The 16,449-nt window shown below is 69.5% G+C and carries 15 protein-coding genes, 1 tRNA gene and 1 pseudogene; 10 read left to right on the top strand and 7 right to left on the bottom strand.

Annotated elements, in window-relative coordinates:
* Nucleotides 1–150 precede the first annotated feature (150 nt).
* Both OOK34_RS13285 and OOK34_RS13280 read left to right on the top strand, forming a co-directional pair.
* Entirely contained in the window at nt 151–675 is a 525-nt protein-coding gene (locus OOK34_RS13285) for a sugar transferase (protein WP_267034065.1), read from the top strand.
* A gap of 110 nt (nt 676–785) precedes the next feature.
* Nucleotides 786–2,993: pseudogene (locus OOK34_RS13280) on the top strand (heterodisulfide reductase-related iron-sulfur binding cluster); the annotation flags it as partial.
* A gap of 659 nt (nt 2,994–3,652) precedes the next feature.
* On the opposite strand, the gene OOK34_RS13275 reads toward OOK34_RS13280, so the two are convergent.
* A complete protein-coding gene (locus tag OOK34_RS13275; RefSeq protein ID WP_267034064.1) occupies nt 3,653–4,651 on the bottom strand; it encodes a hypothetical protein in 999 nt (332 codons plus the stop codon).
* Nucleotides 4,652–4,904: 253 nt separating this feature from the next.
* Between OOK34_RS13275 and OOK34_RS13270 the strand changes: the two genes are divergently transcribed.
* A complete protein-coding gene (locus OOK34_RS13270; protein ID WP_267034063.1) occupies nt 4,905–5,864 on the top strand; it encodes a Yip1 family protein in 960 nt (319 codons plus the stop codon).
* Between the two features lie 84 nt (nt 5,865–5,948).
* Here the strand turns inward: OOK34_RS13270 and OOK34_RS13265 are convergent, their stop codons facing one another.
* Both OOK34_RS13265 and dcd read right to left on the bottom strand, forming a co-directional pair.
* Nucleotides 5,949–6,449: a phosphoribosyltransferase gene (locus OOK34_RS13265; RefSeq protein WP_267034062.1), complete on the bottom strand. Its 501-nt coding sequence runs from the start codon at nt 6,447–6,449 to the stop codon at nt 5,949–5,951.
* Nucleotides 6,446–7,033: a dCTP deaminase gene (gene dcd, locus OOK34_RS13260; RefSeq protein ID WP_267034061.1), complete on the bottom strand. Its 588-nt coding sequence runs from the start codon at nt 7,031–7,033 to the stop codon at nt 6,446–6,448. Before dcd ends, OOK34_RS13265 begins: the two co-directional genes overlap by 4 nt.
* 484 nt (nt 7,034–7,517) lie before the next feature.
* Here dcd and OOK34_RS13255 point away from each other — a divergent pair.
* Nucleotides 7,518–7,588 (top strand) — tRNA-Gly (locus OOK34_RS13255).
* Between the two features lie 291 nt (nt 7,589–7,879).
* On the opposite strand, the gene OOK34_RS13250 is transcribed toward OOK34_RS13255, so the two are convergent.
* From OOK34_RS13250 to OOK34_RS13235, 4 genes are read right to left on the bottom strand one after another with little or no spacing between them, the layout of a single operon-like run.
* Entirely contained in the window at nt 7,880–8,317 is a 438-nt protein-coding gene (locus tag OOK34_RS13250; RefSeq protein WP_267034060.1) for an NUDIX domain-containing protein, read from the bottom strand.
* Nucleotides 8,318–8,347: 30 nt separating this feature from the next.
* The gene (locus OOK34_RS13245; protein WP_267034059.1) at nt 8,348–9,139 is read right to left on the bottom strand and encodes an SDR family NAD(P)-dependent oxidoreductase; all 792 of its coding nucleotides are present in this window, start codon (nt 9,137–9,139) and stop codon (nt 8,348–8,350) included.
* Nucleotides 9,120–10,238, bottom strand: a complete 1,119-nt coding sequence (locus OOK34_RS13240; protein WP_267034058.1) for a hypothetical protein — start codon at nt 10,236–10,238, stop codon at nt 9,120–9,122. The genes OOK34_RS13245 and OOK34_RS13240 overlap by 20 nt, the downstream gene beginning before the upstream one ends.
* Nucleotides 10,235–10,822, bottom strand: coding sequence for a hypothetical protein (locus OOK34_RS13235; protein ID WP_267034057.1), 588 nt, complete (start codon nt 10,820–10,822; stop codon nt 10,235–10,237). The genes OOK34_RS13240 and OOK34_RS13235 overlap by 4 nt, the downstream gene beginning before the upstream one ends.
* 20 nt (nt 10,823–10,842) lie before the next feature.
* On the opposite strand from OOK34_RS13235, the gene OOK34_RS13230 reads away from it, so the two are divergent.
* The 6 genes from OOK34_RS13230 to OOK34_RS13205 all read left to right on the top strand — a co-directional run bounded on the left by OOK34_RS13230 (nt 10,843) and on the right by OOK34_RS13205 (nt 16,445).
* The gene (locus tag OOK34_RS13230; RefSeq protein ID WP_267034056.1) at nt 10,843–11,013 is read left to right on the top strand and encodes a hypothetical protein; all 171 of its coding nucleotides are present in this window, start codon (nt 10,843–10,845) and stop codon (nt 11,011–11,013) included.
* A 348-nt stretch (nt 11,014–11,361) separates the two neighbouring features.
* A complete protein-coding gene (locus OOK34_RS13225; RefSeq protein ID WP_267034055.1) occupies nt 11,362–11,856 on the top strand; it encodes a hypothetical protein in 495 nt (164 codons plus the stop codon).
* Nucleotides 11,793–12,236 (top strand): hypothetical protein, encoded by a 444-nt coding sequence (locus OOK34_RS13220; protein ID WP_267034054.1) that lies wholly within the window; start codon nt 11,793–11,795, stop codon nt 12,234–12,236. The genes OOK34_RS13225 and OOK34_RS13220 overlap by 64 nt, the downstream gene beginning before the upstream one ends.
* Nucleotides 12,237–12,449: 213 nt before the next feature.
* Complete coding sequence (locus tag OOK34_RS13215) at nt 12,450–13,346, top strand: hypothetical protein (RefSeq protein WP_267034053.1); 897 nt, start codon at nt 12,450–12,452, stop codon at nt 13,344–13,346.
* 1,079 nt (nt 13,347–14,425) lie between these two features.
* Complete coding sequence (locus tag OOK34_RS13210; protein ID WP_267034052.1) at nt 14,426–14,629, top strand: cold-shock protein; 204 nt, start codon at nt 14,426–14,428, stop codon at nt 14,627–14,629.
* A gap of 298 nt (nt 14,630–14,927) precedes the next feature.
* Nucleotides 14,928–16,445, top strand: a complete 1,518-nt coding sequence (locus OOK34_RS13205) for a DEAD/DEAH box helicase (protein ID WP_267036726.1) — start codon at nt 14,928–14,930, stop codon at nt 16,443–16,445.
* Nucleotides 16,446–16,449: the final 4 nt, after the last annotated feature.

Raw genomic sequence — 16,449 nt, 5'->3', positions numbered from 1 at the left:
GCTGGCGTCAACAGAGGTGAGCCGAGGGGGCTCAACCTTTAAGTAGCCCCTACGCTCAGGGGCCCTGCGCCGGGGCCCTGGCGCAGCCGAACGGGTCACCGAGCCGCGCGCCACCCCGGCAGCGCCGGAGGCATGCGGCAGCGTGCTGGCATGCCTCTGCTGCTGACACTGCCCGCCCGGCCAGGGCTACCGCCGGCCAAGCGGGTGTGTGACCTCGTCGGTGCGGTGATCCTGCTCGGGGTGTTCGCCGCACCGGTCCTGCTGGCGGCCGTCACGCTCGGTGCGGCCACGCGCGCGCGGGTCCTCGTACGGGAACCGGTGCTCGGGCTGACCGGGCGGCCGTTCCGCGCCTGGCGGCTGCGCACCGGGGGCGCGGGGCGGGTGGGCGCGGCGGTGCGGCGGTGCGCGCTGGACGGGCTGCCGCAGCTGCTCAATGTGGTGCGGGGGGAGATGTCGCTGGTCGGGCCGCGCCCGGAGGCCCGTACCGACCACCCCGAACGACTGCTCGTACGTCCCGGTATGACCGGGTTGTGGCAGGTCAGCGCGCGCTCCGACCTACCCTGGGAGGAGATGGCACTGCTGGACCGGCACTATGTGGAGAGCCATTGGCTGGGGATGGATCTCGCGATCCTCGCGCAGACTCCTCGGGCGGCCTACCGACAGAGGCATGCCTGAGCGACACAGATCACCGCACGCTCACCTACAGTGCGGCGCGGGAACTGGGTAACCTCAAGCCTTGACTCAATAAGTTACCGCTTAGTAAGTCCCGCCCGAGGAGCCCTCCCATGCAACTCGCCGCGATCATCGTGTCGCTGGTCCTGACCGTGGTCGGCGTCGCGCTGCTCGCCCGAGCCGTGGCGCAGATCTACCGCTTCGTGAAGCTCGGACAGCCCGTACCGGCAGGCAGCCGTACGGACGATCCGAAGTCTCGAACGCTCACCCTCGCCCGGGAGTTCCTCGGCCACAGCCGGATGAACCGCTGGGGCATCGTCGGCTTCGCGCACTGGTTCGTCGCGATCGGCTTCCTGACCCTGCCGCCGACCCTGGCGCAGGCCTACGGCCAGCTCTTCCAGGCCGACTGGACGCTGCCGATCATCGGCGGCTTCCTGCCGTTCGAGCTCTACATCGAGTTCATCGGCCTGATGACGGTCGTCGGCATCGTCGTCCTGATGGCGATCCGGCTGCTCAGCCTGCCCTCGCGGGCCGGCCGCAAGTCGCGCTTCACCGGCTCGAAGGCCTGGCAGGCGTACTTCGTCGAGTACGTCATCCTCACCATCGGCCTCGCGATCCTGGCGCTGCGCGGCCTTGAAGGCGCGATCCACCACGTGGACTCCTACGAGCCCGCGTACTTCGTGTCGTACCCGCTGGTGCTGGCCTTCAAGGGGCTCTCGCTGGGCACCCTGCAGAACGCCATCTACTTCACCGCGATGATCAAGATCGGCACCTCGCTGATCTGGATGATCGTGGTCTCGCTCAACACCAACATGGGTGTCGCCTGGCACCGCTTCCTCGGCTTCCCGAACATCTGGTTCAAGCGGAACGCCGACGGTTCGACGGCGCTGGGCGCCCTCCAGCCGATGGCCAGCGGTGGCAAGGAGATCGACTTCGAGGAGCCGGGCGAGGACGACGTCTTCGGCGTCTCCCAGGTCGAGCAGTTCTCCTGGAAGGGCATCCTCGACTTCTCCACCTGCACCGAGTGCGGTCGCTGCCAGTCGCAGTGCCCGGCATGGAACACCGGCAAGCCCCTCTCCCCCAAGCTCCTGATCATGTCGCTGCGCGACCACGCGCACGCCAAGGCCCCGTACCTGCTGGCCGGCGGCGGCAAGGACATGGAGGGCAACGAGAAGGCCACGGCGGAGCAGCTCGCCGGGGTCCCGGCCGCGGCCCTCGCCGAGGCGGAGCGCCCGCTCATCGGCACCGCCGAAGAGAACGGCGTCATCGACCCGGACGTGCTGTGGTCCTGCACCACCTGCGGTGCGTGCGTGGAGCAGTGCCCGGTCGACATCGAGCACATCGACCACATCGTCGACATGCGGCGCTACCAGGTGATGATCGAGAGCGCGTTCCCGTCGGAGGCGGGCACGATGCTCAAGAACCTGGAGAAGAAGGGCAACCCCTGGGGCCTGGCCAAGAAGCAGCGCGTGGAGTGGACGAAGGAGGTCGACTTCGAGGTCCCGATCATCGGGAAGGACGCGGAGGACCTCTCGGAGTTCGACTACCTGTACTGGGTCGGCTGCGCGGGCGCCCTGGAGGACCGGGCCAAGAAGACCACGAAGGCCTTCGCGGAGCTGCTGAACATCGCGGGCGTCAAGTTCGCGATCATGGGCGGCGACGAGAAGTGCACCGGTGACTCCCCGCGCCGCCTGGGCAACGAGCCGCTGTTCCAGCAGCTCGCCCAGGAGAACGTCGCCATGCTGAACATGGCCTTCGGCGAGGACGACGAGGACGAGTCCACGAAGAAGCCGAAGTCGGCGAAGCGGATCGTCTCCACCTGCCCGCACTGCTTCAACACCATCGCGAACGAGTACCCGCAGCTGGGCGGCGAGTACGAGGTCATCCACCACACGCAGCTGCTCCAGCACCTGATCGACGAGGGCCGCCTCACGCCGGTCACGCCGGTGGACGGCCTGATCACGTACCACGACCCCTGCTACCTGGGCCGGCACAACAAGGTCTACACGCCGCCGCGCGAGATCATGTCCGCCGTGCCGGGGCTGCGTCAGCAGGAGATGCACCGCCACAAGGAGCGGGGCTTCTGCTGTGGCGCCGGTGGCGCGCGGATGTGGATGGAGGAGCGGATCGGCAAGCGCATCAACAACGAGCGCGTCGACGAGGCCCTGTCCCTCAACCCCGACATCGTCTCGACCGCCTGCCCCTTCTGCCTGGTCATGCTCACCGACTCGGTGAACGGCAAGAAGAACGACGGCCAGGCGAAGGAATCCGTCCAGGTCGTGGACGTGGCGCAGCTGCTGCTGGAGTCGGTGAAGGCCCCGGAGCCGACTGAGGAGGAGCTGGCCGCGGAGGCCGCTGCCGCTGCGGAGGCCGAGGCGAAGGCGGCTGCGGAGGCCGAAGCGAAGGCCAAGGCGGAGGCCGAAGCCGCTGCGGAAGCGAAGGCCAAGGCAGAGGCAGAGGCAGAGGCGAAGGCCAAGGCGGATGCCGAAGCCAAGGCCGCCGCGGAGGCCGAAGCCGCTGCTGCGGCGAAGGCCGCCGAGGACGAGGCCGCCGAGGCGGAGCCGGAGGCCCCGGCTGAGGCCGAGGCCGAGGCTGAGGCCACCGAGGCGGAGGCTGAGGCTGCGGAGCCGAAGGCGGACGCGCCGGCCGAGCCCGAGGCTGCCGAAGCTGAAGCTGAAGCCACTGAGCCGAAGGCCGAGGCGGGCGAAGCCGCCGCCGAGGCGGAGTCCGAGCCTGCGGCTCCGGCCGAGGCCGAGACCCCGGCCGAGGCTGCGGAGCCGAGGGCCGACGCCCCGGCCGAGCCCGAGGCTGCCGAAGCCGAGGCCACCGAGCCGGAGGCCGAGGCGAAGGCCGACGCGGACGCGGACACCGAAGCCAAGGCCGAGACGAAGCCCGAGGCCACGAAGTAGCGGCCCCGCGCCAGTGAGCAGAGAACGGCCGGTCCCCTCCCGGGGGACCGGCCGTTCCGCGTGTCCGGGCCTCAGGCGCGGGTGCGGCCCCGGCGGAGCAGGGCGAAGGCGAGGCCCGCCGCGCCCGTGGCGGCCATGCCGCCGCCGGCGGCCAGCAGCAGCGGGGTGTCGGCCTGCGGGGTGGGGACCCCCTCCGCACCGGCCTTCACGCCGCCCTTCGGGACGACCCGCTCGGCCTTCACCGCCGGGGCCGGCTTGGCGGTGGGCTTCTCCGCCGTGTACTTCTCGATCAGCCTGCCGGTGGCGAAGTCGTACACCCAGCTGTCCCCGCCCCCCTTGCCGTCGATGACGACGAACTTCACGCGCTTGCCGTCCTGGACGAGCTTGTACGTCCAGCCGTCGTTCAGCGCGCTCGGGTTCTTCAGGTCGATCGCGGCGAGCGCGTTCCCGTTCGGCATGGAGATCTCGGCCCGCTTGCCCTTCGGGCCGTCGACGAGCCGCGCGATCCGCCCGTCGGGCATGGTGATCCGCACCGAGGTCTCCTTCTTGACCTCCGGCTTCGGCTTCTCGACCGGCTTCTGGACCGGCTTCTCGACCGGCTTCTGGACGCCGCCCTCGACCCACGAGGTCACCGTGCCGTTCGGCTGGAGGACGACGTGCAGGCCGTTGTTCTGCCCGTACGCCGGCTTGCCGCCCTTGCTGACCAGGGTGTCCAGCTTCGTGCCACCGGCGAAGACGTCCGCCTCGAAGTGGTCGTCGCCGAACTTGTAGACCTTCGCGACCGATCCGTCGGCCAGCTTCACGGTGGTGACGTACTCCCGCGTCTGCACCGGCGGCGTCACCGGCGGCTCGACCGGCGGCTCGACCGGCGGGGTCACCGGCGGCGTGACAGGGGGTGTCACCGGCGGGACCGACGGGTCCTCGGCCGGCTGCTCGACCCCCGGCAGCACCTCGGGCTCCGGCACCGCCGGGGAGTCCGCGAAGGCGGATCCCACGGGCAGCGCCAGCACGGCGGCGGCGCCGGTGAGGACGGCGGCGGTACGAAGGGTGGTGCGGCGGGTGCGGCGCATGGCGGGGCTCTTTCCGATCTCGTTCGTGAGGTGACTCCGTGGTCGCGGCGACACTCACGAAGCTACGGACCCGATACGTACGCATTCCGTCGGCCGTGTAACGAACCCCCACAGAACGCCGCGCAGCCACGTAAACCACCCATCGCCCCCGCCCTCCGGGTTCCCCCTAGGGGATGTCACAGGTCAGCCGCAAAGGACACGTGTTCCGGTGGCCCGGCCACGGCCGCCCGGCGGAGCAGGTACTTTCGATCACGTGGCTGGATTCAGGATCGGACGCGGCAGGGACGACAACCACCCCCCGCAACAACCCCCGCACACCCCGCGGCGGCAGCCGTACGGTCAGCAGCAGCAAGCGCCGCAGGCACCGTACGGTCATCAGCCCTACCCGCCCGCCGGCCCGCCGCCGCAGCAGCACTGGCCGCAGCAGGGCTCCGCGGGGGACCAGGGCGAGCCCGAGTACTTCGACCCGTACGGCCCGCAGGGCCAGCAGGGCCCACAGGGCCGCCGGCAGCCCCCGCAGGGCCCCTCGTACGACTCCGGCGCGTACGAGCCCCCGTACGAGCCCTCGTACGCGAACAACCCGGGGCACACCCAGGCCTTCTCGGTCGGCGAGGACCCGTACAGCCAGGGCGGCACCTACCAGGCGGGCGCGGCCCCCGCGGCCCCCGCCGGGCCGCGGCTGCACTGGAAGGACCTGCTGCGCGGCATCGTGCTGCGACCGGGACCGACCTTCCTGCAGATGCGCGACTACGCCGTCTGGGGTCCGGCGCTGGTCGTGACCTTCATCTACGGCATGCTCGCGGTCTTCGGCTTCGACAAGGCCCGCGAGGACGCGATCAAGGCGACCCTCGCCCAGGTGATCCCGATCACCCTCAGCGCCGGCGTCGCCTTCGTCCTCTGCGGCCTGATCCTCGGCGCGGTCACGCACACCCTGGCCCGCCAGCTGGGCGGCGACGGCTCGTGGCAGCCGACCGTGGGCCTGTCGATGCTGGTCATGTCCATCACGGACGCACCGCGCCTGCTGGTGGCGGTGTTCCTGGGCGGCGACAACATGTTCGTGCAGGTGCTGGGGTGGGTGACCTGGCTGGCGGCCGGCGCGCTCTTCACCGCGATGGTCGGCAAGTCGCACGACCTGCCCTGGCAGAAGGCGCTGGGCGCGTCCGCGATCCAGCTGGTCGCACTGCTCTCGATGATCAAGCTGGGCACGCTCTAGCCGTACCGGAGCCGTACGAGGAAGGGCCCGCCGCGCGTGTGCGCGGCGGGCCCTTCCCGTTGACGTTGACGTTGACGTCGCCGGTCAGGCGTCGAGGACCTGGCCCTCGCGCTTCACCACGGGCGGCTGGACCGACCAGGGGAACTCGATCCAGTCGTCGGTCCGCTTCCACACGTACTCGCACTGCACGAGCGAGTGGGACTTCTCGTAGATCACGGCAGACCGCACCTCGGCGACGTGCCCGAGGCAGAAGTCGTGCACCAGCTTGAGCGTCTTCCCCGTATCGGCGACGTCGTCGGCGATCAGCACCTTCTTGTCGGTGAAGTCGATCGCCTCGGGCACGGGCGCCAGCATGACCGGCATCTCCAGGGTGGTCCCCACCCCGGTGTAGAACTCCACATTCACGAGGTGGATGTTCTTGCAGTCGAGCGCGTACGCCAGACCGCCGGCGACGAACACCCCGCCCCGGGCGATGCTCAGGATGATGTCCGGCTCGTAGCCGTCGTCGGCGATGGTCTGCGCCAGCTCGCGCACGGCGCGCCCGAAGCCCTCGTAGTCGAGGTTCTCGCGTACTCCGTCACTCATGACTCGTGCCTCACCTGGGTGCGGTGGAAGTTCTGGAAGGAGCGCGAGGCGGTCGGCCCGCGCTGCCCCTGGTACCTGGACCCGTACCGCTCGCTGCCGTACGGGAACTCCGCGGGCGAGCTGAGCCGGAACAGGCACAGCTGCCCGATCTTCATGCCCGGCCAGAGCTTGATCGGCAGGGTGGCGAGGTTCGACAGCTCCAGGGTCACGTGGCCCGAGAACCCGGGGTCGATGAACCCCGCGGTCGAATGCGTCACCAGACCCAGGCGGCCCAGGCTGGACTTCCCCTCCAGTCTGGAGGCAATGTCCTCGGGGAGCGAGATGACCTCGTACGTCGAGGCGAGCACGAACTCACCCGGATGCAGGATGAACGCCTCGTCGCCCTCCGGCTCGACCATCCTGGTCAGGTCGGTCTGCTCGACGGCGGGGTCGATGTGCGCGTAGCGGTGATTCTCGAAGACCCGGAAGAACCGGTCGAGACGCACATCGATGCTGGAGGGCTGCACCATCGACTCGTCGAACGGGTCAATGCGAACCCGTCCGCTGTCGATCTCGGCCCGGATGTCTTTGTCGGAGAGAAGCACGTCCCGAGGATACGCAGAGCGCGCGGGCCACCCCCAATCGAGAGCGGACCCGCGCGCCCGTGCCGGACGGAAGCTCCGGCGACTACCGCTTGACGCCACCCACGGGCACCGCGTGCCTCAGCCGCGCGCACCGCGGACACCGCAGCAGCCGCCCGGGCCCGATCCGGCCGGCACCGAGGTGCTGCAACGGGAAGGAGGCGGTGCTGAAAACATGCCCTTCGGCACAACGGACGACTGTGTGCTCCATCGAGTCCCTTTCCCCAACGAGCCGTACTGCGATGAATCGCCACATTAGGGGATGATCGGGACCCGCTCCAGCCGCCACTCCAGCCGCCGCTCCGCGCCCCCACGGTACGCCCCAACTCCCGCCCGGACGAACCCTCCTGCGACCCGCAAACGAGAGCGACCCCAGGGGAGAATTCACCGGGGGTCGATCATGGGGTACAGTGTGCAACGGTACGGATCCAGGCAACTGGACCACCATGCGGATGTAGTTTAATGGTAGAACATGAGCTTCCCAAGCTTATAGCGCGGGTTCGATTCCCGTCATCCGCTCTTGTAAGAAGGCCCAGGTCAGCGACCTGGGCCTTCTTCGTTGTCTAGACCTATCAGGGCTTGCGTGCCATTCGCGTGCCAAAACTGCCGCGAGCTGGGACTGATCTCCGACGCCACGGCCAGCAGGACCTACCAGCGCCTACGCGCTCTCGACGGTCAGCCCGGGTTCACCGCGGAATCGGTCTCGAGCTTCCCGGGTAAACAGCCTTCGCTGCTCGGACAGGCCTTCGACCTGGCTGCCAAGGAAGCGGGACTCTCCCGGCCCCAGCGATGTGTTGACGTGTCGAGGGATCAGCTCGTTGCCTCGCCTCCGAGGCTTCCGGCACTGATGGCGCCCCTCAGAACGTGGGCGATATCCTCGGGCTTGAGGTCGATGCCGTCGAGGCCCTCGACGGTCAGCGGGACCTCCTCCAGCGCGTACTCGCCCCGGCCCTCGGCACTGAACTCGGGCCCGGTGCGGTCCTCGAAGGACCAGGTCGCGATGCGGGCGAGGTAGAAGAGCTGACGCTCGTCGTCGGACTCCATCGTGTGGAGGAGCCGGACGATGTCGGCCTTCCCCGCGATCTCCTCGTGGATCTCCCGGTGGAGGGCGGCCTCCCGGGACTCGTCGTCGGCCTCGACGCCGCCGCCGGGGAGGACCCAGTACTCGGGGACGTCGGGTTTGGTACGGCGGATGACCAGCATCGTGTCGTCAGCGGTGACGAGGACGGCGCGGACTCGTTCCTTCATTTCGGTCTGTCTCCTTGCTTGTTGGCGGTCTCAGTGGAGCAGCCAGCCGCCGTCGACGTGGACGGATTGCCCAGTGATGAACGAGGCGGAGGGGCCCACGAGGAACGCCACCAGGGCCGCGACATCTTCGGGCCGTCCCCTGCGCGGGACGCACTGGCGCTTGATCTGGTCCTCCGGGCGGGCCCGGTGGTGGGCGGGTATGACGTTCTCCGCATCGACCTGGATGGCTCCGGGCAGGACCGTGTTCACGCAGATCCCGTACGGGCCCAACTCTCTGGCGAGGGAGCGGGTCAGGCCCAGCAGCCCGGCCTTCGCAGTGCTGTACGCGACGAGGTTCGTGCGGCCGGCGCGGGCGTTGACGCTGCCGATGTTCACGATCCGTCCCCAGCGGCGTTCGATCATGCCGGGGGTCACGGCGTGGCAAGTGCGGTAGTGGGCGGTGAGGTTCACGTCGAGGGAGTAGTTCCAGGCGGCCTCGTCGGTGTCCTGCCAGGGGGCGCGAGGGTAGGAGCCCGCGTTGTTCACGAGGATGTCGATGGGGCCGATCTCGGCGCGGACGAGCTCGACCATGGTCTGGACGGCGCCGGAATCGGTGAGGTCGGCGTTCGCCGCGATGCCGGGGCTGCCGTCGCGCTCGAAGGCGGCGAGGAGGGCGTGGGCGTCGTGGTCCTGGCCGAGGTGGTTGACCGCGACGGTCGCGCCGGCGACGGCGAGCGCGCGTCCGATCTCGGCGCCGATGCCGGTGGCCCCGCCGGTGACGAGGGCGGTGCGGCCCTGGAGCGGGCGGACCTGGAGAGGGGTCTCAAGCAGGGGCAGGGACATGGCTGCTCCGTTCGCCGGAGTGGGGGTGAGGGGCCGGTGTGGTCGTGAAGAAGGTGTCGATCGTCGTGAGCGGGTCCTGGCTCTCGGCGAGCTTGATCAGCACGAGCAGGAGGTCGTGCGAGGTCAGCCGGTCAGCCGGGATGACCCCGAGGATGCGCAGGGCGAGGAAGACGTGGATCTCCTCCAGGCTGCTGCCGTCCTCGCCACGAAAGCCGTCCAGGGCCCGGGTGATGGCCGCACTACGACCGGGGCCGGTGTCCCAGGAGTACCGGACGTCGATGTGTCGCCTGCCCTCGTGCAGCTCCAGGTGATCGATGCGCGGGCAGGAGAGCGGCGGCAGGGCGAGGCGGAGGGTGCGGGCGTACACGTCGGGTTGGTAGTCCGGGACGAGCCAGCCGCCCAGGGCCATCAAGTACCAGAGCAGGTTGGCGGCTTCGCCCACGGCGGTGTTGCGGCCGGCGAACTCGAAGTCGAGCCAGCACAGCGGATCGGCGATGTTGGGCTCCGTGGGGTCGCCCTGCGTCAGAGCGGCCAGCCAGCGGCGGTCGGGGGCCAAGGTGTGGCGGAGGCTGTCGATGATGTCGGCTACGTTGAGCGTCAGCCGCCTGCCGTTGGCGGTGACGGTGAAGTCGGCCAGCTCCTGGAGGGTGAGGGTCGTACCGGTGTGGGGCAGGGCGATCGGTAGGTCGCGGCGCAGGTACCAGCGGTCCAGCCGGCCGCCGGGGCGGATCCGGTCCAGGTAGAGGTCCGGAACGCAGTCGGCCAGCGGCACGTGCTTGCCGGTCTCCTCGGCAGCCGTCCGCAAGTCGGCGCAGATGCCGTCCACGAGGCGGTTCAGGCGGGGCAACACGGCTGGGTCCCGGTCGGCCAGGGCCATGACGTCGCCCATCAGCAGCTCGCACCGGCCGGTGGCGAAGACGTCCTCGTAGGCGAGGAGCTGCCTGTCCGGAAGAAGGATCTGTCCGTGAAGGGCCGGGACCTCGATGCGGGGAGCGAGCTGGGCCCAGCCCTTCGCCTCGGTGGCACACTCCTCGCGGCTTGCCGCCGCCTTGTGGAAGGTGGCCGCTGGGGCCAGGGGCAGTCGGCCGGCCGCGCTCACCGCGCCGTCCCCGGCAGGGTGTCCAACCAGGTCTGGAGAACCATGGCCGCGAGCGCTTCAGCAGCCGAGCGATCGGTACGGGCGGTGGTGACCATGTTCGTGTCCTGCCGCTTGGCGTCGAGGAGCACCGTGAGGGCGTCGCCGTCGGAGGGGCACTCGATCCCGGTGAAGCGGAGCTGGATCTTCGCGAGCAGCGCGGTGACCTTGTAGAGGTCGCGAAGGTCGGGTGCCCCCTTGAGGAGCTGGCGGCGGATCTCGATGGCTGCCTGGATGCCGTCGCGCAGGCTCACGTCGACATCGGTGGCGGTGTCCGGGGCGGGCAGGGTCAGGCCGGGGGCGGACCAGAGCGGGACCAGGGCTCCGCTGCCGATGAGCGCGAGGACGTGGAGAAGGCGAGAGGTCACGGCGCCTGCCCTGCACTCGGCACGGGTCAACACGGTCAGGCCGAGCTTCACCCCGCCGAGTTCGGCCTCCAGCTCCGCAAGGATCTGGCGCATCCCGTCGAGGGAGGAAGCATCGGCTACGACGAACACGCCGAGGTCGCTCCAGCCGTGCTGGTACTTGCCCCGGGCAACGACCCGCACCCCCCGAAGGGCTGATCAACATGGCTCACTTCTGGATCAACAGGGACGTAGCCGGGACCCGCGAACGCCAATTGGACGCTGAGTCGTACGGGGTCGAGGGCGACTACGTCCACTTCTACGACAGCGCGAAGCGGAAGGTGTTGAGCATCCGCAAGGAGACCGCCTTCCTTATCGAGCGCACCAGCGACTGATGACCGCCGCCGCTCCGCCAACCGGTTCGCCGGAATGCGGGGCGCTCGCGGGCAGTACTACGGATCAGAGGGCTGCCCGTGCCAGACCCGTGCCAGGTGGGGCGGTGAACGGCGGGCGCCGGGGCGAGCTCCCGGGATCTTCCCAGAACCCATAGGTGCTGGTCACTGGCCAGATCAGGCCTGGAAGATCGGTGACTCTCAAGGCTATAGCGCGGGTTCGAGTCCCGTCATCCGCTCAGGCAAGAAGGCCCAGGTCACCAACCTGGGCCTTCTTCGTTGTCCGGACCTCTCTGGGCATGCGTGGCCGGCCTGAGCATCGCGGTTGGCCGGGCCGGTAGGGTCGCGGGCATGTGGGTGGGAGTGGATGCGGTCAACTGGGGTGGGCTACAGCACAACTACGGTTCTGCCGAGGGTGTTCCGGACCTGCTTCGCCGGTGTGCCGGTCCGGATGCGGACGATGCCGACGAAGCGGCATCCGAGTTGCTCAACCTGCTGTTCCACCAGGGTGGCTGGGTCTGCTCCGCCGCCTCGGCCGCACTGCCCTTCGTACTGCGCCTGGCTGCGACACCACAGGTACCGAGCCGCTGCGCGATGCTCGAACTCGTGGGGATGCTGGCAGCGGAAGCCGGGCGGGTCGAAGTCCGATTCCTTGATCCGGACTGGGCACCGGCATGGGAACGGGCCCTGCCCAAACTGTTGCTGCTGTTGGACGACCCCCTCCCGGAAATCCGGCGAGCCGCAGCCGACGTGGTCGGAGCCTGCAACAGCCCGGCGAACTGGTGCTGCCCGCGCTGCTGCGGTCCTGGGCGGCGGAGGGTGATCCGTCCAGCCGCCTTGAGCTGATCCTCGCCTTGGGTCAGGCTGCTTTGCGCGCACCGGCCGGCGTACACGACGCAGAGGTCTTCGACCTACTCCATGAGCTGCTCGACGCTCCACAAGCCCAGATCCGCCTGGCGGCGGTGCACGCGCTGTCCCCGCGCGATCCGGGCCTGCCCATACGACGGCTGGGCCTCGTGCTCGAAGCGGTCCGGGACCCGAGCGTCGAGCTGTGGCGCCACACCAGCTCGATAGCAACCGGAGTACAGGGTGTCCAGCGATGGACCGCGGGACTGATCACCGGGCCCGACCCCACCTTCACGCTCGGCCTGCTGGCAGACCATCACGACGACGAGCAGCGGATCGGCGCCCTGGCCCAGGCGGGCGGACTGCTGTCCCAGTGGTGATCACCGGCCACTGAGCTCGTTCCACGTCTCGTCGCACGGCTGGACGATCCCGCCCCCGAAGCCCGCTTCCGGGCGGCCGAGCTGCTGGCCTGCCTCGGCCCGGCAGCCGCCGCCCACGCCGACGATCTCGCCACACTGCTGTCCGACACCGGAGCCCGCACCACACGGAGACGGGAGGCCGTCGGCGAGGCCGCCCTGTGGGCGCTGGCCCGGATGAACGATCCGCGCTGCCTGCCGGGCCTGGTCGAGCTGATCGCCGGCGCACGATCCGGCTTTGCGTCGAATTCCGCCCACTACCCCTCGACCGACTGGCACCATTCCCGCCTCCCCTCGCTCCCTGAAGCTCTGAGTGACCTCTCGGACCATGCCGAACTGCTCCTTCCGGCGATCTGCGACCGGCTCGGTACGGCTACGGACAACTCCCCTCTCCTCAACCGGCTCTGCGAGGTACTGGCCGACTGGGGCTCCGCGGCCGAGGCGGCGGTTCCACGGCTGCTCGTGCTGCTGGAGGACGACCGGACCTGGACCGCGGCGGCAACGGCCCTGGCAGGAATCGGAACGGCGGGGAACGGAGCGCGGGACCTGCTCCTGTTCCGATCGCGCGGCGACGGATCACATCGGGAACTTGCGGCCTGGGCGTACTGGAAGGTCTGCGGCGAACCCGAACCAGCCCTGGAACTGCTCGGCCGCAGCGTCGCCGAGCGAAGCTTTCGGCATCCAGACCTGCGCAGGCTCGCCAGTCTCGGAGCGCATGCCGCACCCCATGTGGCACTACTCAGGGCGACGACCGTCGATGCCGACCCCTGGACCCGCGTCGAGGCCGCGCACGCCCTGTGGGCTGCCACTGGCGACACCGCCGACGCCGTCCCCGTTCTGGCGGCCGTCGTGCGAGATCTGGCCGAGGGCACCTACCTGCCCGTCACGCTCCCCGCAGTGCGGTACCTGGCCCGGATCGGGCACGCGGCCCAACCCGCCACACACCTCCTGCGCGACGTGCCCGCCCATGACCAGCGGCTGCGCTCCAACGGTGGCTGGCGAGGGTTCGTCCAAGACGAGAACATTCGCACCGCCATTGAGGAGCTGCTCAGCGCGTCTGGTCCATCCACATGAGGTGAACGCTTCAGGGCCGGGTAAGGCGCCGGGACGGATCTGGAGCCGGCTGGTTCACAGCGACGGGCAGCAGCATCCCGTGCCACAACGTGCCAGTAGAGGCGGTAAAGAGCGGTCAACAACGGGTCTGACGAGGCAGCCAGAACGGGGCCACCCGTGGACGTTTCCCCAGGTCAAAGGCCATGCTGGCACCCAAGTGCCGGGTGATTCCCAAGCTTATAGCGCGGGTTCGATTCCCGTCATCCGCTCCACACCAAAGCCCCAGGTCAGCGACCTGGGGCCTTCGCGTTGTCTAGACCTCTCTGGCCTCGCCGTGCCCTCCGCGTGCCCCAACTGGCGGGAAGACCCCGCCCAATGCCCTTTCGCTCACCACGCGCACGGCCCGGCCGCCGTCGATCGCGCGCCGCGAGACGTACTTTCGACGGCCTGCGCCACACCGCTGCCCCCGGCCCGCGAATTCGCCTCCCCAAAGAGGCGGTTGGCCAGAGGGCCCTGCGACGACACCACTCAGTCGTCCCGCCCTGCCAGGAGACGATCCGCGGCATAGTGCGGGCAGGAAGCAACATGCCACGTCACCGTCACCCGGCGCCTGTCGGTGGCGATGGTCCGGGCATGCCCGACAGCCGGCCCGGCAGCGCAGTGCGGGCACACCACGGTCTCGAACTTCAGCTCAGCCATCACCCGCGCCATCCTGCCCCGCCCACTGCGCTCGGGCGAGCAGCCGGACGCGACGATGGTCTGCCCGCGTCGTAGCCGGCGAACACCCCAACTCTCACAACACTGCACTCGGGGCGAATCAATATCTGTCCCGGCGACCTGAGGATTTAACGGGCACCGCAAGGAGAGTTTTTACTGCAGCGCGGGGGCTAAATATATTCGACCCATGCAATCCACTGCGACGTGCTACTGTCCATCTCGGTTGCAGTTTTGGTACCCAAAAACTTAAGGCGTCTCCAGCCGACCTCCGCGTCGCATGGTGGCGCTTCATATTTCCGGTCATTTTCCGGGCGGGGCATCATCGCGGCGACACGGTCTCCGTACAGTGCGGACGCCGGTGTACTGCCCCAAGGAGATATGACATGGCTGCTGGCACCGTGAAGTGGTTCAACGCGGCAAAGGGTTTCGGCTTCATCGAGCAGGAAGACGGCGGCCCTGACGTGTTCGCCCACTTCTCGAACATCGCCGCCCAGGGTTTCCGCGAGCTGCTCGAAGGCCAGAAGGTCACCTTCGACATCGCGCCGGGCCAGAAGGGTCCGACGGCGGAGAACATCGTTCCCGCCTGACGCTGACGCGCGTTTCGCAGCTGGGGCCCGCATGCGGGCCCCAGCTGCACACGTCTCCCCCGGTGCGTCTACCCGCGGGACCCAGCACGGGATGCCGCCGCCTCGGAGCCGCACCCGAGCGAATTTCTCCAGTTTCGCGTCCGTATGACGCCACCCTCATTGCAGCGCCCGTCCCCACGCATATTTCTCGCGGGCCGGATCTGCCTCCGAATTCCATTCGGTCCGTTCTCGCAGTTCCCCGCGCCGCTCTTCCGCTGTGGGAATTCCTTGACGCGTGCCGTGTCAAGGAAGGTTTCACATTAACCCCACACGTAAGAACGAGCGCTCGTCCCGTACCCGCAGCCGCACCGGCGGCCCCGCTTTCGGCAACGGCACCGGTTCGGAGCGGGGCAGTCGATTCGGCTCCCCGGCTCGAAGCCGTTCCGCAGGTCCGAGCCGATCAGGTGGCTCAGGCCGTCGGCCCGCCGCGGTTCAGGGCGAGTTCGCGCCGCCGAAGACGATCACGCCCGCGCTGGCCGCCGTGGAGGCCTTCGCCGATCTCGACATGCCGGCCGAGCTGCTGGCCGCCCTCGGCGCGCAGGGCGTGAGCGTGCCCTTCCCGATCCAGGGCGCCACCCTGCCCAACACCCTCGCCGGCCGTGACGTCCTCGGCCGTGGCCGCACCGGCTCCGGAAAGACCCTCGCCTTCGGCCTCGCTCTGCTGGCCCGCACCGCCGGGCAGCGTGCCGAACCCCACCAGCCGCTCGCGCTGATCCTCGTACCCACCCGCGAACTGGCCCAGCAGGTGACCGACGCGCTCACCCCGTACGCACGCTCGGTGAAGCTCCGCCTGGCCACCGTCGTCGGCGGGATGCCCATCGGCCGCCAGGCCAACGCCCTGCGCGGCGGCGCCGAAGTCGTGGTGGCCACCCCCGGACGTCTGAAGGACCTCATCGACCGCGGCGACTGCCGGCTGAACCAGGTCGCGATCACCGTCCTCGACGAAGCCGACCAGATGGCCGACATGGGCTTCATGCCCCAGGTCACCGCGCTCCTCGACCAGGTGCGGCCCGAGGGCCAGAGGATGCTGTTCTCCGCAACCCTGGACCGCAACGTCGACCTGCTGGTGCGCCGCTACCTGACAGACCCGGTCGTGCACTCCGTCGATCCCTCGCAGGGCGCGGTGACCACGATGGAGCACCACGTCCTGCACGTCCACGGCGCCGACAAGCAGCGGACGACGACGGAGATCGCCGCCCGGGACGGCCGCGTGATCATGTTCCTCGACACCAAGCACGCCGTGGACCGTCTCACCCAAGACCTCCTCGACAGCGGGGTCCGCGCCGCGGCCCTGCACGGCGGGAAGTCCCAGCCGCAACGGACCCGGACCCTGGCCCAGTTCAAGACCGGACACGTCACCGTCCTGGTCGCCACGAACGTGGCCGCCCGTGGAATCCACGTCGATAACCTCGACCTCGTCGTGAACGTAGACCCGCCGACCGACCCCAAGGACTACCTCCACCGCGGCGGCCGCACCGCCCGCGCCGGCGAGTCCGGCAGTGTCGTCACCCTGGTCACCCCCAACCAGCGCCGCGACATGACCCGCCTCATGCAGGCCGCCGGGATCGTCCCGCAGACCACCCTGGTCCGCTCCGGCGAAGGGGCCCTCAACCGGATCACCGGCGCCCAGGCCCCCTCCGGCATCCCCGTCACCATCACCGCGCCGGTGTCCGAGCGGCCCAGGCGCAGCGGCGGCTCCTCCCGCGGGCGGCGCGGGCCCATGTCAGCTGCCCGGCGCGCGAGCGCGCGGCAGTCCGCCTTCGATGCGGCGGCCTGACAAC

It is taken from the genome of Streptomyces sp. NBC_00091 (genome assembly GCF_026343185.1).
In the GTDB taxonomy this organism is placed as follows: Bacteria; Actinomycetota; Actinomycetes; order Streptomycetales; family Streptomycetaceae; genus Streptomyces.
This window is presented reverse-complemented; position numbering and strand designations above follow the sequence as displayed.

Excerpts from the sequence above, each read along its gene's own strand:
- OOK34_RS13285 (WP_267034065.1), top strand. The coding sequence starts at position 151 with ATGCCTCTGCTGCTGACACTGCCCGCCCGGCCAGGGCTACCGCCGGCC.
- OOK34_RS13275 (WP_267034064.1), bottom strand. The coding sequence starts at position 4,651 with ATGCGCCGCACCCGCCGCACCACCCTTCGTACCGCCGCCGTCCTCACC.
- OOK34_RS13265 (WP_267034062.1), bottom strand. The coding sequence starts at position 6,449 with ATGAGTGACGGAGTACGCGAGAACCTCGACTACGAGGGCTTCGGGCGC.
- OOK34_RS13250 (WP_267034060.1), bottom strand. The coding sequence starts at position 8,317 with ATGAAGGAACGAGTCCGCGCCGTCCTCGTCACCGCTGACGACACGATG.
- OOK34_RS13245 (WP_267034059.1), bottom strand. The coding sequence starts at position 9,139 with ATGTCCCTGCCCCTGCTTGAGACCCCTCTCCAGGTCCGCCCGCTCCAG.
- OOK34_RS13230 (WP_267034056.1), top strand. The coding sequence starts at position 10,843 with ATGGCTCACTTCTGGATCAACAGGGACGTAGCCGGGACCCGCGAACGC.
- OOK34_RS13225 (WP_267034055.1), top strand. The coding sequence starts at position 11,362 with ATGTGGGTGGGAGTGGATGCGGTCAACTGGGGTGGGCTACAGCACAAC.
- OOK34_RS13215 (WP_267034053.1), top strand. The coding sequence starts at position 12,450 with ATGAACGATCCGCGCTGCCTGCCGGGCCTGGTCGAGCTGATCGCCGGC.
- OOK34_RS13210 (WP_267034052.1), top strand. The coding sequence starts at position 14,426 with ATGGCTGCTGGCACCGTGAAGTGGTTCAACGCGGCAAAGGGTTTCGGC.